Source organism: Streptomyces sp. BB1-1-1 (assembly GCF_031597775.1).
GTDB classification, from domain to species: domain Bacteria; phylum Actinomycetota; class Actinomycetes; order Streptomycetales; family Streptomycetaceae; genus Streptomyces; species Streptomyces thinghirensis.
This window is the reverse complement of record NZ_CP134205.1, coordinates 257,098-278,413: the sequence shown is the minus strand read 5'-3', so window position 1 is coordinate 278,413 and position 21,316 is coordinate 257,098. Positions and strand designations below refer to the sequence as shown.

Below are 21,316 nucleotides of genomic sequence, written 5' to 3'. Positions count from 1 at the left end.
TGTCGGGCAGCGGAATGATGTGCGAGGTGCGGCCAGGGGTTCGATGGGCTGCGGGTACAGCGAATCATGCCGCCGCCGCGTCTCACGACCGGTAAGAAAGTCCGACGATCAAGCAATGGCGTAATGCTTTCGGCGCCATGCTTCACGCTCTGTGATTACTGCTGTTTGCGGTGTTGGAGGCCGAGTTCCTCGTCCAGGCGAAGCCAGTGGTGGCCGAAACGGTGTTCACTCTCACGGGTTACGGAATCGGTGGGCAGCAACACGATGTCGGCGAGCAGGGGGTGCTGCTTCCAGCTGGCGGGCGGCTGATGCCGGGCGGATGTGCGGGTGACCCAGGCGGCCGGGACGGGCAGTGAGTGGTCGAGGATGCTGCGCAGGTGGCGCGGGCTGAAGTGTTCTTGGTCCGGGAGCGGCAGCAGGCCTGCTGCGTCGAGCGTCAGGGTGCCGTCGGCGCTGCGGTAGCAGGGCAGCAGCCGGCGGGGCAGGAGGCCGGGCCGGGTGGCTGCCTGGGCGGTGGTGAGGTGCTGGCGGTGCAGGTCGGCCAGGGAGGAGACCCGTTTGGCCGGGGGCACCAGGTGGACTGCGCTGAGCTGCTCCTGGCGGCCGGTGCGGGACTGGTGCGCGGCGGCCATCTGCTGCAGCCGTGTCGTCTCTGCCGCGAACCCGGAGGTGACGCCGTGGACGTGTTCGACGAGAGCCTGGACATCGTCGGGAACGACGAGCGGCTCCTTCTCCAGGGACGGCAGGAGCCGGGCGGTCGCATGGAGAGCGACAGCGGGCTCGGCCGTGTCCCAGCCGGGCGGCAGAGCGGTCACACCGCGGGAGTTGACCGGATCCAGCACCGTCAGCGTCGGCATGTTGTCACCGTCCTCCCACCAGACGGGCCGGCGCTCCTGTCCGGTCCACAGGCGTGTGAAGCGGCCCAGGCGGCCCAGACGCTGCAGCAGACGCGCCACAGAAGCAAGATCGCTGACCATCAGGTCGACGTCGATGTCCAGGCTCACGTCGAGGAGGCTGGTGGTGACGACAACGCGCCGGGCCGGGCGCCGGCCCGTCGGCCCCAGTCGGCGGCGGATGGCTTCCAGCGTGTTCTGCCGTCGGCGCCCTCTCACCCGGGCGTGGACGAGGACCAGGTCGTCAGCAGGGCCGGCCCAGATGCGGCGCAGGGACGCGTAGGTGTCCTGCGCGTCGGCGACGGTCGCGCACACCACGGCCGCGCACCCGCCGTGCCGGATGACCGCCTGGAGCACGTCGGCGATCACCGCCAGCCGCTCCCCCGCCTCGACCGCACGGCCGGCCGGCCCCAGCCGCCGGTAGGTGACGGGGCGGACGCGGATGCGGGCGGTCCTGCGCTGGGCGGCCCGCTGCTCATCCTGGGCCGGCCCGGACATGCGGTGGGCGGTGGCGGTCGCCGCGTCCGCGAACAGCCACCCGGGGTAGCCGGGAGCGAACGAGGCACCGTGCAGACCGGTACGGCCTGCTCCCGACAGGTAGGCCCGCACCAGCTCGGTGGCGGTCGATGCGGGCATCGTCGCCGACAGCAGAACGACCGGGCAGTTCAGGGCTCCCAGCCACTGCAGCAGGCGCAGCAGCTGGAGCTGGCTGAACGGGTCCAGTGCGTGGGCTTCGTCGACCACGACGGTCTTGCCCGACAGGGCCAGCATGCGCAGCGCACTGTGGCGGACGGGCAGGACGGCCATCTGCGCCTGGTCGGTGGTGGAGACGGTGTACTGGGCCAACAGGGCGTTGTCCCGGCCGCGCAGCCACCGGTCGGGCCCGGCGGTGCCCGGGCCGTACTCCCTCTCGTCGTCGGCGCCGAGGTCGTCCTGGCCGTCGGTGAACGGGACGTCGGGCGGGCCGTCCAGGACAGTGCTGTCATCCGGGGACAGGCGCCGGCCGGCGTATGCCTCGTTGAGGTCGCTGTGGTGGTGCACCAGCGTCACCGGGGCGTACTCGACCTGGTGGGCGCGCACATACCGGTCCAGGACCTCGTAGGCCTGGTCGGCGGCGGCCGTCGCCGGCAGCAGCCACGCCACCCCCTGAGTACCGCAGTGCCCGTTGAAGATCCGCGCCATCTCCAGCGCGGCCACGCTCTTGCCCGTGCCCATCGCGTCCGTGACCACCGCGATGCCGCTCCCCCGCTCGGCGACCAGGTGCGGCAACTCCTCCATCACCGAACGCTGCAGAGCGGTGGGCTCCGTGAGCCCCGGGTGCGCGGTGGTGAACGGAATCTGGTCCAGTGCGAAGCGGGCGAGGCCGAGCCGCTCCACTTCCTCCTCGGCCTGCCGACGGGCGCGGCTATGGTGCTCGGCAGCGCCGAAGGACGGCGTGTCCGCGTTGGGCACCCAGTACCGGCGCTGACTCGCGACCCGGTCCGCGACCATCGTCAGCCCCGTGATCAGCACCGCAGCCTCCACCGACAGCCGATTCGGAGCCTCATCGACGCCGAACAGGTGCCACAGCAGCCGGGCGTAGCGGCGGCGCAGATCCTGCCACGCGGGCCCGCCCAACGTGGCCTCCACCCGCCGGGCGGACGCCGCCCCGTCCACGTCGAGTTGCAGGAACCGGCCGTGATGCCCGCCCAGACACTGAGCTGCACGCACAGCGGGACTGTCGTTACCGCCAACGGCGAATCCCAGCTCCCCCAGCAGCTGCAGCCCCACATGCATCGACGCACGCGCGTGCGGCACATGCACCACCGGGCCCGTGTCTGCCAGCAGGTCCTCCCCCAGCCGCACATACGCCGCAGGCTCGAGAGCCTGGAAATACGGGATCAGCTTCCCGATGTCGTGCATGGCAGCCACGAAACACACCACTGAACGCGCCTGCTCCTGCGGCATGTTGAGGCCTGCGCTGACGACCCGGCGCTGGCTCGGGGTCACAAACCGGTCCCACAGCACCCCGGCCACCGCCCCCACATCGATCAAGTGGAACAACAGCGAGTACACCCTCAGCGTCGTGCGGTCGAACTTCCCCCACGGACGACGGTCAACGCCGTCGTACCGGGCATCCTCAACAACTCCCATCCCCCAACGCTGCCACCCCGTGCTGCTCACGAGACCACGAACGCCAGAAAGCAGAGATTCCTGCCGTGCATCCAGTCCCGTGTGCCATCATCTCCCAGCCAGTCAGAAGCAAATGACAGGCACACCATGCCAGAACGGCCGGGCCGGAGAGGGCAGCGCCCGCGCGAGCGGGAGTGACCCGCCGCTGCTCGCGATGGCCCACAGCGCCGACCAGCAGCGCCCGCGCGAGCGGGAGTGGCCCGGCGAGGTAGACACGGCGGCCGCCTTCGCAGTCGCAGCACCCGCGCGAGCGGGGGTGACCCGCGCACCGGCAGCAGCTCTACGTAGCCGGCGCCGCAGCGCCCGCGCGAGCGGGGGGACTCGGCGACGTACTCCAGTGCGTTTCCACAATGGGGTGGAGCCTGCGTGAGCGGAGTGGAATTGGCCTTCCGTGGCTGCAGACTTTGCACGTAAGTAGTACAGTCCGTGCGTATCAGAGTTGCTCAGCCAGCGACTCATGAACCAGGCCAGTGCAGCCCGCGGAAACGTGAATGACTCGACGACCGCGTCCCGGCCCACGATTCGCCACCGGTAGCGCCCGCGCGAGCGGGGATGACTCGACGGGCACGATGATCCGCGCGACCTTGGTGGAGTAGCGTCTGCGCGAGCGGGAGTGACTCGGCAGGATTCGGGTCGGTGACGTCGATGATCAGGTAGCGCCCGCGCGAGCGGGAGTGACACGACCATCAGTAAGAAGACGAACAAGCAGAAGACGCAGCGTCCGCACGAGCGGCGGCACCCCGGGGCGCCATCGGGTTGCCACTCTCCCGGAACGGACGGCGGACACCGCGGCCGGACACATACATGCGGCAGCCCCTACCGTGGCCTGGAGATCGCTCGCCTGCGCCACGGAAGAGCGGAACGCCCGCGCGAGCGGGGGCACCGCGTCCAGCGTCTTTGCCGCGTTGGCCGTGGGAAACTTCGTGATCTATCCGGCCGCGGAGGCGGCGGGCTGTCGCTTCCGGGGGCCAGCAACAAGGTCATCGGCTGGCTGGCGACTTCTGCAGTATGCCTGGAAGCAGTACGAGATCGTCGGTCGCATCATCATTCCTCTACCCAAACCCAAGCAAAAGACGGGCAAATGCGCTAGGTTGCCCAGGTCAGAGAGGGTGACGCCCGCGCGAGCGGGGATGACTCCCGGCTCTCGCTCAACACCCGTTTCGATACGCCGTACCGCCCGCGCGAGCGGGAGTGACTCGACTTTGCCTCGGTCGACGACGAGTGTCTTGGGCGTGGAGCCCGCGCGAGCGGGAGTGACTCGAGGGTGGCGAACCGGATCGGACGGAGCCCGCAGTAGCGCCTGCGCGAGCAGGAGTGACTCGGCCCGGGAGGTGAGCATGTTGTCCGCCGTCTCGTACCGCCTGCGGGAGCGGGAGTGACCCAACGCTGGTGTCGATCCGGGTGGCCAACGGCCTGAAGAACCCGCGCGTTTGGACGATGAGATAAAGCCTGCGGAAGCGGGGATGATCCAGACTTCCTGTCCAGGACGGTGACCGCAGCGTTGCCGAGCCCGTTGAGCGGGAGTGTCCCTGTACGACCCTTACCGGATCAGCCGTCGTCTGCAGAGCCCGCGCCAGCGGGAGTGACTCGTCCATCGAGTGGGCCCGCGCCCTTCTGACCAGAGAGAACCCGCGCAAGCTGCGTGGCCTCCAACGGCCTCGTCTCATCCTCGTTGCTGTACTCGTAACGCCCGCGCGGGCGGGAGCGACCCGTGCTGCCCAGCCCTACCAGGTGATCACCCGGCTATCAGAGACGCGCGAGCGACCTTGAAGCAGCACTGCGTTCCGCAGAGAGGAGCTGGCGGAAGCCCGCGGTAGCGGGAGTGCCTCGTGTAGCAGGGCCGACTCTGCCGCAGCATCGGTATAGTGCCGGGCAGAACCCGACCGGCTAACACTCAAGTGCGACTTCGTGATCTATCCGGTCGCGGAGGCGGCGAATCGTCGGTGCCGGGTGACAGCGACAAGTTCATTAGTGGGCGGGCGGCTTCCGAAGCACGCCCCGGAGGCAGTACGAGGTCTTCGGTCGCATCATCCTTCCTCTACCCAAACCATGCAAAAGGCGGGCAAACTGCGCTAGAATGCCCAGGTCAGAGAGGGTAACGCCTGCGCGAGCGGGGATGACTCGGTGGCCGCGGGCACGAGTATCTGTCCGTCGGCGTAAGGCCCGCACGAGCGGGGATGACTCCCCGGCCACCACGATGCCCACGGTGATGAGATAGAGCCAGCGCGAGCGGGAATGACTCGTACGCGTACCTGCTGAACGGGCTGAACGCCAGGTGGCGCCTGCGCGAGCGGGGGGACTCTCCTGGAGCTCTTGGCTGGCAGGGCCCGACCCGTAGTGCCCGCGCGAGCAGGGGTGACTCGGCCGTCGTCGGCCGAGTCACCGAGACTTCCTGGCAGCCCCGCGTGTGGGGTGCCTCATTCTCAGCGGCTAACCAGCACACAAGGCCCGCTAGAGCCGAAGTGACTCATAGTCGACCGGCCCATGTGCAACACACGCGAACGCGGTCGGTATGAAGCCTGTGTGGGAACCATCTCACTACACCTTCAGAAGGAAAAAGCAGGTCACAGCTGCCCGGTCCGTGTGGTCCTCGAGGGTTTCTGAGGCTTGGTCGACTTCCGACCGTTACCAGACCTGGGTCGGCTGGTCCAGCATCAGGATGCGCGGAACGGGACGGCCTTGCGGGGAGGAGCAACGATGCAGAGCGAGATGGACGTTGACGTGGGAGCCGACCCAGTTCTCTCCACTGCCGATGCGGAAGAGGGGGGCCGGTGCCTGTTCAGTGTCGGTCACGACGGTCAGGCGGCTGACCTGGCCGGTATCGGACGGGGCTCGGCATCGCGCTCTGCTCGGCGCTGCGCGCCGGTCCTCCTCCGCCTTGGCGATGACTGCCCACTGCCCCGAGCCGCAGTTCGGACCCATGGCTGCACGATCAGCCCTCCGAGGCGGTGGCCTGGCCTCGTGTGGCAGCCGTCCCGCGATCACCTGAGCCTCGGTGCCTGCAGACCCTTTCAAGGGTCAGGTCGAGAACGCACGTCGGCTGGTGAGCCCGGTGCCGCGGCCTGGTCACCTGCTTCACGGACCGCCACCGTCCCGGCCGTAGGCGGGCTCGCCGAATACGCCAACGCATGAGCAGCGCAACGCCCGTTGCCACAGCACAGAGTGCCAGGCCAGCCGCTGCGCTGTGCTTGGCGGCGCGGTCTGCGGCATGCCTGCGGTCCCGCGCCGCCGCCTTCTGTCACTGCCTGCGTGTGGGCGTGCCGGCCCCCTCCGCCCCTGCGGCGTGCGAGAGTCTCACCTCTGCGCCTGCCCGCCAGGCCGTCCGGATGCGGTGACGGTGGTGAGTGCAGTCGCACCGACCGCCACAACGGGAACGATCGCTTCTGAACAGTGGGCGAGCGCCAGAACTACGACAGCGACCATTGACGTCAACGCGGTGAGGGCGCCGATCAGGCTGAGCCACCGCGAAGTAGACGCCGGCACGACGTCGTGAGGGGTCACGACGTCCTCTTTCATGCCTCCTCCGCCGATCGTGGCTTTCCAGCGGCCCCATGCTTGCGCTGCCGGTCACCGAGCCGGAGCAACCTGCGTCGCACCCGCTCACCGAACTGCTTGGGGTTTGTGGCGCCGCTGCGTCGCGCGGCCTCGGTCCAACTGCGAACGGAAGAGTCACGGACATAGAGGAGGGCGACATCCCGCTCATCCGGGTCCAGCGCGGCCAGGATCTCCCTTACACGCGGATCATTGATGGTCTGATCGGTGCAGGATCCGTACGGCCGGACCGTGTCGGCCGCCAGGTCGCCGAGGGTGAGTCCGTCCGTGGTCGGCGCGTCGAGCAGGGCCACCCGGCGGCCCTTGACCTTGTGCTCCCACAGTGGTTGGAGCTGGGTGTGGGGGCGTTCGGCCTCCCGTTTGACGTGCCGGGGGATCAGGAGTCCGGCGTCGTCTTCGTGCAGCATCGGCACCCAGTCGCCCATCAGCGCCGTGGAGGCGGCCTCTCGCCACTCGGGACTGTTCACGCCGCGGATGCCCAGCGTGTGGCGTGCAACGTGTTCGACCACCTCGTGATGCCCGTGCACTGCCGAGTGCTGGCCCTCCAGCAGGCTGGTCACCGGCCCGTAGAACAGTGCGTATCTCCGTGCCATCTCCACCGCTACGGCCCCCAGTAGCGCCTGCTCGTGGCCGGAGAGAGATGTGCGGGGCGGAAAGGTATGCGTCCGTGTCGAGAGCCGAGTGGTGATGTTGGCAACGGGGTACTGCAGATCGATGTAGTCGAGACCCTCGACTCCCACGGGCGGCGGCACGGGACGTAATGGGTCCACAGTCTGTACTCCTCCTGGTAGGTAGCGGTCTGGAAGGGCGGTGAAGCCCTACTACAAGGCCCGGCAGATGTCTCTTTCAGCACTGTCCCGTCAAAAAGTGATAGATCACACACATCCCGGTCGCGCTGGACCGGACGTGACACTCTCCCCCGCCTAAAGGCGGGGGCTTCTCGGCTTACGCCGGGAGGTTTCCTGCTTAGTCGCCGACTGCCCGCCCGGCGTACTCCGTTGAGGTCTTCGAGCAGCGTGGGCGTGCGGCCTTCCGTCCACCGTCACGGTTGCCGCTCCTACGCTCCAGCACACTGGATCCCGATGTACTGGGGAGGGATCACCACGCTGTACTGAGCGGATTCGAGCAGCAGTTGGTCAAGCGACTGCCGGAGGTGCGGACCGGGCGGGACGCGCTCGAGCGCACGAGGTTCGAACTTCAGCTTCCCGACGAACGGTGGTCAATACCGTCGCACCCCGGCCTCGCCCTGGAGTACGCCCAATAGCCACAACAACCAGCCATGCACTCCATCGAGCCCGCCTCGAACCGCCCGGCTCACCACGGCTCGAGCGCAGATGCGCCACCACTCCCCTACCCCGTCCTAAGCAAAAGCGGAGCAGGCCGCGTCAAAATGACCAAGTCACGAAGGATAGCGCCCGCGCAAGCGGGGATGACCCCCGCGCTGCGGCCTGGCTCGCCTCGGTACTTCGTAGCGCCCGCGCGAGCGGGGATGACCCGGTCATGGTCGGCTCCTACTACCGCGAGGACCTCTGGAGCTCGCGCGAGCGGAAGTGACTCGCGCCGCAGCTCTTCGCGGGACGTAGCGCTTGCGCGAGCGGGAGTGACCCGCGTCCCTCGTCAGTGGTGCCGATTGGTGCGGTGGAGCCCTCACTAGGCACTGTTTCTCGGATCATGTGCGGAGCCAGACCATGAGGGCTGCGAGGGCGACGGTGCCGAGGTAGATGTAGGCGCGTTTCTCGTAGCGTGTGGCGACGGCGCGGAAGCCCTTGAGTCGGTTGATGGCACGTTCGACGGTGTTGCGCTTCTTGTAGTGTTCGCGGTCGAATCCGATGGGCCGACCGCCTTGAGATCCTCGGTTGTGCCGGTGCCTTTGCTGGTCGAGACGTTCGGGGATGGTGTGCCGGATTCCGCGTCGTCGCAGGTAGCGCCGGTTGCTTCGGGACGTGTAGGCCTTGTCGGCCAGCACGTGGTCGGGCCGGCTGCGGGGCCGTCCCACTCCGGATCGGGGTACGGAAATCCGCTCCAGCACCTGCTCGAGCTGAGGGCCGTCACCGTAGTGTCCCGGCGTCAGAACGAAGGCGAGGGGCCGGCATCGTCCGTCGGCGGCGAGATGGATCTTGGTTGTGAATCCGCCGCGGGAGCGGCCCAGGCATTCGCCGATCTGACCACCTCCTCCAGGCGGAAGGCCAGTTTCCGCAGCACCGGATCGGCCTGGTTCGTCCCCCGGCCGTTCCCCTTTTGAGCATCCAGGGCCGACGGCTTCTTCCTCGCACCGGCGGCGTGCTGATGGGCCCGCACTGCGGTCGAGTCCACCGACACGTCCCAGTCGATCCCACCCGCGGCATCTTCGGCGGCCTGGATACGGGACAGCAGCATCTTCCACGTTCCATCCGCTGACCAGCGGCGATGCCGCTTATAGACCGTCTCCCAGGGCCCGAACCGTTCCGGCAGATCCCGCCACTGCACCCCCGTCCGCACCCGGTAGAGCACTCCGTTGATCACCCGACGGTGATCGCTCCACCGACCTCCCCGCGCACCGCCAGGAGGTAAGAACGACTCCAGCCGAGCCCATTCCGCGTTCGTCAGATCCCCACGACCCATGAAGCCAGCCTGACCCCAACACCCCGCCCAAGTCAGGAGATCCGAGAAACAGCGCCTAGGCCGTGTCTGACAAACGATCACGATGGGGGTGACCGCGTCGTCTAAAAAAAGCCATTCGTCCAAGCCAACGATCTACGCTGGCCCGATGGGGAACGATCGACGTGTCCGCCACCTCGTGGTCGACGAGGCTGTCTGGTGTTGGACTGTCCGGCAGCGAGTGAAACCGGACTACGCTGACTGCCGGCTGACGCTTTCACTCTTCCCAGAGGTCACGGCGCAGGGCGTTCGACGTCGATTGGCCTTGGTCTTTGCCCCGGGCCCGGACAGAATCGTTTCGAACTCGCACTTCGAGGCGGGCACGGTCGTGCGCCTCCCGGACCGCGCTTGGCTCAACCTCTACGAGCCCGGAACGGTTCGACGCCTGCTCGACGCCGCGGCGCCTGCTCTGGACACCCGGCCATCGGTGCAGAACCTCAAAGTGAACGGCTGGCCCTACTTCGCTGAAGTCGTGGACTGCCCCAATGCAGCGAAGTCTCATACTTGATCTTGTGGCTGGTCGTGGTGAGTTGACGGATGCGGCGTGGGAGCGGATAGCTCCGCTCTTGCCGGCGCTGGATGTCGAGGGTGGCCGTGGCGGGACCACCGGCAGGTGATCGACGGGGTGCTGTGGCGCTTGCGGACCGGGGCTCCGTGGCGGGACCTGCCGACGCGCTATGGGCCGTGGCAGACGGTCTACGAGCGGTTCGCCCGGTGGGAAGCCGACGGCACGTGGGCCCGGTTGCTGGAGCACGTTCAGGTCCGTGACGATGCGGTCGGCCGCCTGGAGTGGACAGTTTCGGTGGACTCCACCATCAACCGGGCTCACCAGCACTCCGCCGGAGCCGGGAAAAAGGGGACTTGGACGGGGACAAACTGGAAGATCCACAACGCTCGGCGGCGCGGCAGGCCCTCGGCCGGTCCCGCGGCGGACTGACCACAAAGGTCCACTTGGCAGCGGACGGCCGTGGCCTGCCCCTGTCGTTTGTCGTGACCGCCGGGAACGTGAACGCGACTCCACGATGTTCGACGCGGTACTGGACGCCATCAAGGTACCCCGCGCCACGGTCGGCAGGCCGCGACGCCGTCCCGACCGGGTGCTGGCCGACAAGGCGTATTCCTCACGGGCCATCCGAGCCAGCCTTCGGAAACGCGGCATCCGGGCCGCCATCCCCGAACGATCAGACCAGGTGGCTAACCGCAAGCGACGCGGCACCCGCGGCGGACGACCACCGGCCTTCGACAAAGAGCAGTACAAAGGCCGCAACGTGGTCGAACGCTGCTTCAACCGACTCAAGCAGTTCCGCGCAATCGCGACCCGCTTCGACAAGCTCGCCGTCCGCTATAAGTCAGGACTGCACCTGGCCTCGCTCATCTTGTGGCTCCGCGACACCACAGCGTGATCATTTGTCAGACACGACCTAGCGCCCGCGCAGGCGGGGGTGCCCCACACTTCCTGCCCAGGGCGGTTACCGCGGCGTTGCATAGTCCGCGCGAGCGGGAGTGACTTTATCGTCGGCTGATCCAGGTACAGCACGTGCGAGCGCAGTCGGCTGCGAAGCCTGTGTAGACCATCTCGCCACCGCTCAGCGCGAAACAGCAGGTCACAGCCGGCGTCGTATTGTGATTCTCAGTGGACTGAACTCGTGATTCTCAGATGCCTGCATCAGCAGTTCTCATGCTGCGTCTGAAGCAAACTCATGACACCCCTACAACTAGCGGGCCACGGACATCTCTCAGATGACATCTCAATGAGAATCGCGTGCGGCGCGGACGTGAGAGTCAGCAGCCAGGCGCTGGCCGCGTCCGCCGGCCAGCGCCTGGGTCGTGCCAACCGTCCACAGTGCCGCCGCGTAGAGCCCGGCGCTCAGTACCGTCCTGCGCTCCACCACGCCACCGTCCTCACAGACCGCCGTCTCGGGGGTTTCGCCCGGCCTTGCGACGGTACGGGCTCGGCCGGGCCTCGGGCAGGGCGCACACCTGCTGGCGCCGCGCGCCCCTCTCTGCTCTGACGCGCCGGGGACGGGGGTGGGCAGGCGGAGGTGCGGGGACGCAGGCACAGCGCACCGCACGCGCACAGCGCGCTGTAGAGACGGTGGCGCGGACGGACCGCTCACGCCCTGTGCGGGACCTGCCCAGCGGCACCGGCCCCCGGTTGCCGCACACGCGGAGCTGCCGACGTACGGGGCAATGACCAGAGCCGGCGAGGCTGGGCTGGACAGCTCGTGAGCGGCCGCCTCGCAGCGAGCCCCGTGGACCAAGCTCTGGCCTGCGCGGTCCATCTTCGGGTGAGACGAACCGGTATACATTCATCTGCGATGAGAACTGCGTCGTCTTCGCGGAGACAGATCAACCGCGCGTGCGATGGGCACCAGGCCGACCTCTCGGTCCCGGGTACCCGGTCATGAGACGGCAATGGGTCCTTCCGTGCGGCGTGGTCGCCGCGATGGTGGTGCTCACGCCTACCGCGATCGGCACCCGCAATACGCCATCGGCCCTCGGCTGGACCGCCATCCTCATCGGAGCCATCTGCCTGCTGACGCTGCTCGCCCTGGTAGAGCACCTGACCCCACCACCGGACCGGACCGATGTCGACACCGGGGAAGCCACGGCACCCGGTGCCTCGCGGCCGTCGGCCAGCGTAGCCGCGACGGCCTGTACGTCAGGGGAGATCCCGCGGCCCGACGAGAGGGTCAGCTCGTCCAGGTCTTGATCTGAGCGGCGACCTCCCGCACCGGGAGACCGTCCCGGGCGGCGCGGGCCAGTGGGAGGACGGTGTCCAGGCCAGGGCTCACCGGCATCCCGCACGCCGACAGGTAGGCCGCGGTCACCGTGGCCGCGAACAGCAGGTTCCGCTTCTCCAGGCTCGGGTTTCTCGCCAGCTCGCACAGGAGCGCCGCGGCCTTGTGATGGGGCTCGGGGTAGACCTCGCGGTCAAGGATCTCCGCCCGGTGGCGTGCTTCCGCCGCGACCGGGACGCCGTAGTCGACGACCTGGGGATCTCCCGGAATCTGCTGCGCCACCGCCAGGATCCACGCGAGGTCGACGCGAAGGTTCACGCGGCGTCCCTCGATGCCGTCTCCGCCGTGGTGTCAGGGAGGCCGGGGTACCGGTCCTCGCCGACTTCCGCGTCGAACAAGTCCGTGTACGCGGCCAGGAATGACGAGGCGCCGGCCATGAAGGCCGCGCGGGTCTGGTTCACGTCGGCCTCGATCAGATCAGCCACGTACCCCTGCAGGCTCAGGCCCCGCCGCTTGGCCCGGTCCTCGGCGGCGGCTTTGACGGCGTCGTCCAGGCGGATGTTCGTCTGCTTTGCCATACCCACACTGTAGCTATGTGCCGGTACCAGCACATAGCAAATGGAGAGGCCGGTCCGGGGCCCGGAGCGGAAGATGGGATTATTCCGGGGGCAAGTGGGACGGGCGCGCCGGGAGGGGCAACATGATCGACCTTGAAGAGCGCGTGAACCGCGTGTTCAATCCGGACCTGCGTCCCCTCGTCGGCGAGGCGTACCGCTGCTACGCCTCCGGCTCGGCCCGCGGCGCGATCGTCCTGACGTGGACAGCTGTCTGCGCCGACCTCATCGCCAAGGCCCAGATCCTCCACGAAGAGGGCGAGAGCCACGCGAAGGACCTGGTCGCCGACGTGGAGCGAGCGCAGGGCAGTGCGGAGTCCGAAGCAATCCCGATCATGCTCGGCCTGGAGAAGACCCTGCTCGACACGGCGGAGAAGCTCGAACTGATCGACTTCACCCAGCGCAAGCAGCTGGAGCGGATCCGCGACGACCGCCACCTGTGCGCGCACCCGTCCATCCGTCCCCTCGGCGAGCTCTACGAGCCGACGATGGAGTATGCCCGCGCCCACCTCGCGGCCGCGCTGGACGCCGTGCTCATCCATCCACCGAGCCAGGGCCGCAAGATCGTCAACAGCTTCCTCAAGCACGTCGTGGACCCCGGCTTCGTCTACGACACCGAGTACCTCACCCACACCTTCTTCGACCGTGTCCGTCCCAGCGCCAGGTCCAAGGTTGTCGAGGCCGCAGCCAAGTTCGCTGTCCTGGCGATCGAAGACCCCGCGATCAAGATCAAACCGGAGAAGTTCGCCGACCGGATGGCCAAGTGCCTGCGCAGCTTCGCCGCACGTGACGCCGACCTCGTCAAGAAGGCCGTCGCCAAGCAGATGACCCGCCTGGAGACGGCCGAACCCTCCGTCCAGCTCCAGGCACTCGGCCGGCTCGGCGACCTCCCGGCCTTCTGGGCCTCCCTGGGCACCCCCGTGCGCAACCTCCTGAACACCAAGATCGAGACGATCGGCACCCGGGCGCCGCACAAAGACATCACCACCGCCGAGGCCAAAGCCCTGGCCCTGGTCGCCCACCCCGAACTCCGCAAGACGCTGCCCGCCCTCACCACAGCGTTCTCCAACCTCTGGTACATCCCCCGCGCCGACATCATCGAGCAGCGCCCCGATCCGTACTTCACACCGTTTCTCCCGGCGCTCCTCAAGGACGTGGGCACCTTCGACCGCGGGCAAGAAGTCGCGGAGAAGGCCGTCCTCCCCTGCGCCGGCTTCCTGTCCCTGCCAGAGCTGGAACAAGTCCTCACGGAGTGGAACGAAAACGACCAGTGCTGGGGCCGCGCCATGCCTGGCTACCTCGTCGAGCTCTACACCCTCACGAGCCACCTCGGCGACGGGCGCAGGAGCCTCTGGGCGCCGATCCTGGAGGAGGTCCGGAGCGACGATCGGGTCTTCACCCTCCTCACCTCCGGCATCGGATCAGACGAAGCCGTCAGCACCTGAAGCCGGCCGTGTCGGACCCAGAGGGCATGATGATCCATACGCCGGACGAAGAAGCCCCTGCACTGCCCCTGACGGCGGGTGGCGTGCGCCGTCGGCTGACCGTCGCGGTGTGGTGGTCGGCGCTTGCCTGGCCAGCGCTCGCTCTCGCCCTGACACCGTTCCTTCTGTGGTGGCTCGACATGGGCATTGGCGAACTGACCACGGCGGAGGGCGCAGCCGGGGTAATGCCGGCTGCCATCGCCGTGGCCTACTTCGCCTGGCAGGCGGCACAGTCCGTCCGCGCGGAGCAGAGGACGATCGCCGACAAGGCCCGTGATCTCGACTTCGCCGCCACCCTGCCGGACAACCACTCCCAGCTGTCCCGCGCAGCACACGACTTTGGCACCGCCCTCCTGTCGGCTTACAGCCCCTTCAACACTCGTCTCCTGTCCCGGCAAGCGGCGGTGACGGCTGCCCGGCAAATCTCCCGTGAAGCGGAGGCCGAGGGCCTGAAGCCCGAGACGGTGCAGTTTGTTCGAGGACTTGCCCGAATGACGCCGTAGCCGACCGGCAGACCGGTCGCCGCGGTTCGCCATGAGACGCAGAGGTGCGCTGCCGCGGTGAAGGGGAGCGGAACCGAGCCCTGCCGGACGGCCACGTTCGCCGACTACGGTGATCACCATGGTGCGACGTGAAGTCGCTTGAGGTAGTGGTGCCGACTCGGGCCTGAACGTGATGAGTTGGCACCCGGCGCAGTGTGCAAGCGCTGTTCTCAGGGTCAGGTGCGGAGCTGGTAACGGCTCGGTGCCGAGCTGACCTGTAGTGCCCAAGGCCGGAGGGGCCACCCCGCTGGCACAGGAGAGAGAAAGGTCGGGAGGTCGAGGAACACGAACCCTCTGTCTATTAAAGCCTCGTGATCACCGGAAGTTCGGTGGCGGAATACGGGCTTAAAGGATCTAGCTCCTGGAGGAGGGAGCACGAGGGGTCACGTTGCATGTGGCGTGGCTTGGCACACCTTGGGATCCCGGGGCATAGAGGGCGGCCTACCCGGTCGTGTCTATCTCATGCGGAACACGGAAACCCCGATGCCCTCCGACTTGATCGGTAGGGAAAGCCGCAAGGCCGAACGAAGGGGCAGCGGGAACAGGATGGCTCAAAAAGCGAAGGCCGGAGTCCTGAAAGGGAACAGGAAACCCAAAAGATAGTGGCCAACTTCTGGGATAACTGTCCGGATATGGGGTCGTTCCCCTGACCTGAAAGGGTGCTGACGTGAGCCTGGTAAGACCTGGAAATGAAGCAAGCAAGACCAACGGAACCCAGCGAGAAGTTAGACACGGGAGGGCAGCATGAAACTTACGAATGCGGGCTCCTTTGCAGTGAACGGACGCCGGGGCGCTCTAACGGACTGGACTCTAGTTGACTGGGGAAAAGCCAATGCGAACGTACGGCGGTTGAGGCAGCGGATCTTCCGGGCGGCAAGCGAAGGAAACTGGAGGCAGGTTAAGAACCTGTCGAAGCTGATGCTGCGTAGCCACAGCAACACGCTCACAAGCGTGCGAAGGGTGACGCAAATCAGCAAGGGAAGAAAGACGGCAGGCATCGACGGGGAAAGAGCTTTGACCCCGACGAAACGTCAGAAGTTGGCTAGCGAGATTCATTACTCGACGCAACCCTGGCGTGCCGCGCCCGTCAGAAGGGTCTACATCCCTAAAAGTGGCGGCAAGCAGAGACCGCTGGGGATTCCAACGATTAGAGATCGGGTCATGCAAGCCCGCGTTAAAAATGCGTTGGAACCGCAATGGGAATTCCTCTTTGATCGAAAATCGTTCGGGTTTCGGCCCGGAAGAAGCGCCCACGATGCAGTTCACTACCTGTGGCACGCTGGAACTGGCAGACGGGGATACCCTCCCACGCGGCCATGGGTGCTTGATGCCGATCTTTCTGCGGCCTTCGACCGCATCAACCACGACAAGTTGATGGACGCTATCGGGGACTTCCCCGGCGGAGGGCTCATCAAGGCGTGGCTGAAGGCCGGCGTCGTAGAAGGCGAGATACTTACTCGCACCGAGGAGGGGACGCCGCAAGGCGGAGTAATTAGTCCCCTGCTTCTTAATATCGCGCTAAATGGAATGGAAGAGGCGGCTGGGTGCCGTTACTCCCCAGAAGGGCACGCCCAAAGGGAGGCGCCCATCTTGATCAGATACGCCGACGACTTCGTTGTGCTATGCAGAACGGCCGAGGAAGCGTACGAGGTCAAATCCAAACTGGTTGAATGGCTCGAACCGAGAGGGCTTGCCTTTAACGAGGAAAAGTCCTCAGTCAGGAGCCTCTACGAAGGCTATGACTTCCTGGGATTTACCATCAGGCGGTACGCGGCCAGCAAAAGGGGGGACGAGAGAACCCTGGTTACACCCAGCAAGGATTCCGTCGCGAGAGCGAAGAGAAGAGTCAAGCTGTCCGTGATGAAACACCGCGGAGTGCCAGCTGCGTCACTGATCGGAGCACTCAACCCTTACACCAGGGGATGGTCCAACTACTACCGCGGAGCATCATCTAGTCGAACGTATGCCAATCTGGACTGGTATCTAAAGCGATGCCTGTTCAAGTGGGGTATGCGGATGCATCCACGGAAGACAAAGGGTTGGATATGGAGGAGATATTTCGGTGAAAATCGCTTCCGCGATCCCAAAACTGGGAATCTGCTGGTCCCCTTTTACACGGAGATCACGCGCCATGTAGCCATCAAGGGGAAGGCGTCACCCGACGACCCAAGCCTAAAGACTTACTGGCGCCAGCGGAACGCGAAGAAGAAGCCGCCTCGAATGACGGCGCGAAAGTCATACTTGGCGGCTCGGCAAAAGGGCCTCTGTGCACTTTGTCGACAAGTGCTCATTGTCGGGGCAGAATACGAACCAGACAACGTGAGAGATTGGGTGCAATGGTTCGAAGCCATGAGGCACTCACTACACGCAGATCACTTGGTCTATCGTCGTGATGGTGGAAGCGATGACGTCAAGAATCTCCGCCTGGTCCACGCCGACTGCCATCGCCTGCATCATGCGGGGGATGGACGGCGTTCCCGACCAGCAACTGCGGTTGCCGACCCCTCGTGGTCTGCTTGAGCCGTATGCGGTGAGAGTCGCTCGTACGGTTCTTAGGGGGCCCCGTGTCTGAAGGCGCGGGGCTACCCGCCACACTGGGGGACATGCTGCAACGCCACGCTGGGCAGGCCGTGGTGGCAACCGCGATCATCAGCGAGGCCGTCATGACGCAGTTGCGCGGGCCGGCGGCCGGGATCGCCGTAGTCGTCGCGGCGGCGGCAGGCGGACTGTGGGCGGCGCAGGGGCGCGCCCGTCAGAAGTCGGCGATCGCCATGGGGCCGTCGGCACAGGCGCTGACCTGGCAGCCCCACGCAGGCCGTAAGCCTCGCCCTTCCGACAGCGACCTCTACCGTCACTTCGCGGCCAGGATGCGGCAGACCACCGAGCACGTACGCCGCACCGCCGCCGAGCGCGGGCTGGAGAAGGTCACCCTGGCCACCTCCGACGAGACCGATAGCTGGGCCGATGCCCGCTCCACCGGCCATGGCCGCCGGGGACACGTCTGGCTCGGAATGCGGTGGCTCCACCCTCGGCACACCGCCCACCTTCCCGCAGTCCTGGAGCACGAGCTCGCCCATCTCCAGCGCCGCGACACCGGCAAGCGCATCGCCGCCGAGTCCACCTTCGTGGCGACGGTCGCCCTGGCCGCCGGCTTCCTGTCGTTGCCCGTCTTCGTCCTGACCGCAGCGGCCGCCTGGATGTTGAACGCCCTGTTCTTCTGGTGGGGCGAACTCGCCTGCGACTTCGCGGCCGTCCGTACCTGCGGCCGGACTGCGGTGGCCGACATGTGGCGCGAGGACCTCGAGCGAGAGCGCGACCGCGCCCTCCTGCAACGGATCTGGGTGACGGCCCGAAGCGTGCGCACCCATCCACCTAAGCGCCTGCGGATTCTGTGGGCCGAACACGTTCCGTTGAGCGACGGACTCGGCCAGAAGCAACACCCGCTGCATACGGCCGCGGCCAGCTGATCCGGCATCCGTGTCCTCGCAGCGCCCCACGCTGCGCCCAAACCCGCCCCAATGGCCAGCCGCCTGCGCAATCCCACCTGACCGGCCGTGGCGCTTGGACGCCCCCGCTCAACTCTCAGAAGGCCGCTCCTTGCACGGCTGTAGGGGGGACGCACCATGACTGTGGCCGTGACTGCCGCATTGCTGGAGGAGCTGTTCGAGCGTGGAAACAGGCACGGTGATACCGCAATCGTCCTGGGAGAAGATGGCTGGGACTGCGACGTGCACCACGGGCGGAGGCCGTCGGAGAAGCTGACCGCGCTCACCTGGGACGACGCGACCGACTTCATCGGCAGTCACGAGCTGGACGACCAGGCGACGCGTGCTCTCCTCGCCAGGGCGGACTACTCGATCCGGGATGAGCAGGGGCAACCGACCCTGCCCGGCGACGACGTCAACTGGGCCGTGATCACCGCCGCGGTAGACGACGACGCCTCCACTACGGAGGACATCCCCTGGCAGAAGGCCAGATGGTTCGACCTCGGCACCACTCGGAGGGTCCTGGACCAGGACGACGAGGCGCTGCGCGAGGAGAGGCGCGCGTTCAGCCTGTGGGTGACCCGGCGCGGCCAGTGGTTGCTGGCCACCACCTCGCAGTACGACGGCGAGCCGGACCAGTGGGTGGAGTGCACCTCCGAGCATGCCGCTCTCCTCATCTATCGGGCTGACTGGTCGCTGCTGGCGGACGAGAGCGAGCTGCCACTGCTGGCCCGCGCCGCCCGCGCCGCCCGGGACCTCACGGACCTGCTCGACTTCCAGACGCCCGACTCGGAATCGGACCGCGAGCGCCAGGTGGCAGCCTGTTGGGGAGCGCGCGACGTCGCGACCGAGTACGAGCACGCCACCCGCGTCATCGGCACCCTCGTGCGCACGACGGTCCAACAGGAGATTGGCACCAGCCGACGGAACGCCGCGAGGACGGTCTACGTGGCACACGACGAGAACGCCACGAGGGCCGCGAACGCCCTGAACCTTTCGCGCCGGACCCTGAACGACCTTCTCTAGCCCCAGACGTAGCCGCCCGCCCCGGGCAGCTCCGGCGCGCACGGCAGCCTTCACGCCGCGGTGAAACAGCCGGCGCCGGCCACGAAGCTCTCCTTGTACGACAGCGCACCGGTCAAAGACCCGCGATCCGATTCTCCGATATGTGCGATAAGGCGCGGGTTGGCGCGGTACGTTGAGCAGCAGTCCCCCTGGACGCCGCGTCCCCCCGTGCGCTGCGTCCGGGGGCATACTCCCTCCGCCGGTCCGGCCTGATCATCAGCCCGGCGTCCGTCCCGCAACGACATCATGGTCCGGCCACTACCCTGGTGGCCAGCGGAGATCGAGGGAGCCACATGAAGCGCACGCGAGCTGTCGAACTGGTCGAAGCGATGCTCCACCGGCTCGACGGCCCCCAGGAATGGCCCCTCCAGCTGGTCCGGCAGGTGTGGCTGTTCGGCAGCTTCGCACGTGGCGCCCTCGAGCCCCACGACGTCGACGTCGCTGTCCGGTTCGAGCGCGACGAACGGATGAAGCAGGCCGTCGTCCAGGCCATCTTCTCCGGCGGCAACCCCTACGCGCCGCTGCGCCGCGCGCTCGCCGGGTCATCGCGCGGGCTGCAGTTCCAGTTCGAGGACGCGGCGCGCGAGCAACTGGAGGCCGAAGGCACTTTCATGCTCCCGCTGTGGCAACGGGGCGACACACTCGCCGAAGCGCTCGGCGTGCTCCACGCGATCGCCGAAGACCCTGAAGCCGGCCGGGCTGAGCGCCACGACATGATCGACGCCTTCGAAGGCCTCGACCGGCACATCCCCCGCCCGGTCCGGGCAGAACTGATCGGGTGGCAGCAGCAGGAGGCCATCACCATCTCCCGCATCATGCTCCCCGACGCCCCGGACGACACCAGTCTGCTGGCGACCCCGGACATGCGCTGGGCCTTCCGCCGGTGGAACGACGACAGCCCGCTGCGCCGCGCGGCCCTGGCGGGTCTGGCCCTCATGAAGGAACTCGCGGTCGAGTTCGACGACGTCGAGCTGGCCGGTCAGCGGCTGCCCACATCGCGGCGCCTCGCGGGACACCGCAGTGAGCCCCGCTGGTGGATCAACTGGAAGTGGCAGAACTACCAGAGCATCCCGTACTGCGTCACCCGCGCCGACGGCTGGCTGGAGGTCGTGCAGCCCACGCGGTCGCGCCCGCTGAACGCGTTGGTGATCAAACCTGGGCCCAAGGCAGCAGTCTTCCGACGCTGACCCCCGAGGGGGCAGCCCGCGACGCGAAGCGCGCCCACCTCGCGATCAAGCACCTCGCCTCCAGGAGGCTGAGACCAGCGATGGCGCCGAAGTCAACCGGTGAGAGCCCGGCCCGGCCGTGCCTCAGCCCCGGGCCTCACATCCTCGTTCACGGGATCGCTCGCGTGCGTCGAAACGATGTTCCGTTTGTCGGCGGGTGGGGCTACTGTCCAGAGACGCAAGATCGTAAGGGGGGCACATGACCATCACCGACGCTCGACCCGGCCGGCCTCCAGGCATCCGCCGGGGTCCCGATGGGCTCACCGACAGGCAGCGGACCATCGTCGACTGCATTGCCCGTTCTGTCGCTGACCGCGGATACCCGCCCTCGATGCGTGAGATCGGTCTGGCCGTCGGCCTGAAGAGCACCTCCAGCGTCGCGCACCAGCTCCTTGCCTTGGAACGCAAGGGAGAACTACGTCGAGACCCGCACCGTCCTCGCGCCTACTGCCTCCCCCTCAAGGCATCAAAGGAGGCGTACGAGCGGCCGGAGGGCGAGTCCGCAGCGGCGGAGGTCCCTCTGGTCGGGCGGATCGCGGCCGGTCCACCGATGCTTGCCGAGGAGATGGTCGAGGACACCTACGTCATGCCGCGCCAGCTGGTCGGCGACGGCGAGCTCTTCGCTCTGAAGGTGTCCGGGGAAAGCATGATCGAGGCAGCCATCTGTGACGGCGACGTGGTCACCGTACGGCGTCAGCAAGTCGCCGAGCCGGGCGACATCGTCGTCGCCATGCTCGACGGCGAGGCGACCGTGAAGAGGTTCCAGCGCGACGCGGCCGGCCACGCCTGGCTCGTCGCACACAACCCCAGGTTCCAGCCGCTTGCGGCCGATGACGCGGTCATCCTGGGCAAGGTCGTCGCCGTGATGCGCACCGTCTGACGATCCTCGCAGTGGAACCCGGACA

14 protein-coding genes and 1 pseudogene are annotated in these 21,316 nt (G+C 67.2%); 9 read left to right on the top strand and 6 right to left on the bottom strand.

Annotation, left to right across the window (positions count from 1 at the left end):
- Positions 1-155: 155 nt before the first annotated feature.
- The 4 genes from RI578_RS41880 to RI578_RS41865 all read right to left on the bottom strand — a co-directional run bounded on the left by RI578_RS41880 (position 156) and on the right by RI578_RS41865 (position 9,218).
- Positions 156-3,026 carry a CRISPR-associated endonuclease Cas3'' gene (locus tag RI578_RS41880; RefSeq protein ID WP_310875613.1) on the bottom strand — a complete coding sequence of 957 codons (2,871 nt, stop codon included), beginning with the start codon at positions 3,024-3,026 and terminating at the stop codon, positions 156-158.
- Between the two features lie 2,664 nt (positions 3,027-5,690).
- On the bottom strand, positions 5,691-5,987 hold the full coding sequence (locus tag RI578_RS41875; RefSeq protein ID WP_310875612.1) for a DUF3732 domain-containing protein: 297 nt from the start codon (positions 5,985-5,987) through the stop codon (positions 5,691-5,693).
- Between the two features lie 590 nt (positions 5,988-6,577).
- Entirely contained in the window at positions 6,578-7,210 is a 633-nt protein-coding gene (locus tag RI578_RS41870) for a hypothetical protein (RefSeq protein WP_310875611.1), read from the bottom strand.
- Positions 7,211-8,286: 1,076 nt separating this feature from the next.
- Positions 8,287-9,218, bottom strand: a protein-coding gene (locus RI578_RS41865; RefSeq protein ID WP_399062982.1) for an IS5 family transposase whose coding sequence is annotated in 2 segments (ribosomal slippage) — positions 8,287-8,840 and positions 8,840-9,218 — 933 coding nt in all. Because the reading frame shifts where the segments join, the coding sequence is not laid out codon by codon here.
- Positions 9,219-9,363: 145 nt separating this feature from the next.
- Between RI578_RS41865 and RI578_RS41860 the strand changes: the two genes are divergently transcribed.
- The gene (locus RI578_RS41860; RefSeq protein ID WP_079159903.1) at positions 9,364-9,762 is read left to right on the top strand and encodes a hypothetical protein; all 399 of its coding nucleotides are present in this window, start codon (positions 9,364-9,366) and stop codon (positions 9,760-9,762) included.
- Positions 9,763-9,766: 4 nt separating this feature from the next.
- A pseudogene (locus RI578_RS41855) lies at positions 9,767-10,679 on the top strand (IS5 family transposase).
- 1,268 nt (positions 10,680-11,947) lie between these two features.
- Here RI578_RS41855 and RI578_RS41850 read toward each other — a convergent pair.
- Together RI578_RS41850 and RI578_RS41845 are read right to left on the bottom strand one after the other, a co-directional pair.
- A complete protein-coding gene (locus tag RI578_RS41850; protein WP_047181493.1) occupies positions 11,948-12,313 on the bottom strand; it encodes a hypothetical protein in 366 nt (121 codons plus the stop codon).
- Positions 12,310-12,573, bottom strand: coding sequence for a hypothetical protein (locus RI578_RS41845; protein WP_310876248.1), 264 nt, complete (start codon positions 12,571-12,573; stop codon positions 12,310-12,312). Before RI578_RS41845 ends, RI578_RS41850 begins: the two co-directional genes overlap by 4 nt.
- Before the next feature lie 122 nt (positions 12,574-12,695).
- Between RI578_RS41845 and RI578_RS41840 the strand changes: the two genes are divergently transcribed.
- The 7 genes from RI578_RS41840 (at position 12,696) to lexA (ending at position 21,291) form a co-directional block, all read left to right on the top strand.
- Complete coding sequence (locus RI578_RS41840) at positions 12,696-14,054, top strand: hypothetical protein (RefSeq protein WP_310876247.1); 1,359 nt, start codon at positions 12,696-12,698, stop codon at positions 14,052-14,054.
- Positions 14,055-14,080: 26 nt separating this feature from the next.
- Positions 14,081-14,596: a hypothetical protein gene (locus tag RI578_RS41835; protein ID WP_310876246.1), complete on the top strand. Its 516-nt coding sequence runs from the start codon at positions 14,081-14,083 to the stop codon at positions 14,594-14,596.
- 783 nt (positions 14,597-15,379) lie between these two features.
- Positions 15,380-17,155: a group II intron reverse transcriptase/maturase gene (gene ltrA / locus RI578_RS41830; RefSeq protein WP_310876245.1), complete on the top strand. Its 1,776-nt coding sequence runs from the start codon at positions 15,380-15,382 to the stop codon at positions 17,153-17,155.
- 83 nt (positions 17,156-17,238) lie between these two features.
- Entirely contained in the window at positions 17,239-18,102 is an 864-nt protein-coding gene (locus RI578_RS41825; RefSeq protein ID WP_310876244.1) for a M48 family metalloprotease, read from the top strand.
- Positions 18,103-18,270: 168 nt separating this feature from the next.
- On the top strand, positions 18,271-19,146 hold the full coding sequence (locus tag RI578_RS41820; protein ID WP_310876243.1) for a hypothetical protein: 876 nt from the start codon (positions 18,271-18,273) through the stop codon (positions 19,144-19,146).
- A 332-nt stretch (positions 19,147-19,478) separates the two neighbouring features.
- Complete coding sequence (locus RI578_RS41815; RefSeq protein ID WP_310876242.1) at positions 19,479-20,372, top strand: nucleotidyltransferase domain-containing protein; 894 nt, start codon at positions 19,479-19,481, stop codon at positions 20,370-20,372.
- A gap of 238 nt (positions 20,373-20,610) precedes the next feature.
- A complete protein-coding gene (gene lexA / locus RI578_RS41810; protein ID WP_310876241.1) occupies positions 20,611-21,291 on the top strand; it encodes a transcriptional repressor LexA in 681 nt (226 codons plus the stop codon).
- Positions 21,292-21,316 lie beyond the last annotated feature (25 nt).

Coding starts and splice junctions, on each gene's coding strand:
- lexA (WP_310876241.1), top strand. CDS start 20,611: ATGACCATCACCGACGCTCGACCCGGCCGGCCTCCAGGCATCCGCCGG.
- RI578_RS41815 (WP_310876242.1), top strand. CDS start 19,479: ATGAAGCGCACGCGAGCTGTCGAACTGGTCGAAGCGATGCTCCACCGG.
- RI578_RS41870 (WP_310875611.1), bottom strand. CDS start 7,210: ATGGCACGGAGATACGCACTGTTCTACGGGCCGGTGACCAGCCTGCTG.
- RI578_RS41845 (WP_310876248.1), bottom strand. CDS start 12,573: ATGGCAAAGCAGACGAACATCCGCCTGGACGACGCCGTCAAAGCCGCC.
- ltrA (WP_310876245.1), top strand. CDS start 15,380: ATGAAACTTACGAATGCGGGCTCCTTTGCAGTGAACGGACGCCGGGGC.
- RI578_RS41840 (WP_310876247.1), top strand. CDS start 12,696: ATGATCGACCTTGAAGAGCGCGTGAACCGCGTGTTCAATCCGGACCTG.
- RI578_RS41860 (WP_079159903.1), top strand. CDS start 9,364: ATGGGGAACGATCGACGTGTCCGCCACCTCGTGGTCGACGAGGCTGTC.
- RI578_RS41835 (WP_310876246.1), top strand. CDS start 14,081: ATGATGATCCATACGCCGGACGAAGAAGCCCCTGCACTGCCCCTGACG.
- RI578_RS41875 (WP_310875612.1), bottom strand. CDS start 5,987: ATGGGTCCGAACTGCGGCTCGGGGCAGTGGGCAGTCATCGCCAAGGCG.
- RI578_RS41880 (WP_310875613.1), bottom strand. CDS start 3,026: ATGGGAGTTGTTGAGGATGCCCGGTACGACGGCGTTGACCGTCGTCCG.
- RI578_RS41825 (WP_310876244.1), top strand. CDS start 17,239: ATGCTGCAACGCCACGCTGGGCAGGCCGTGGTGGCAACCGCGATCATC.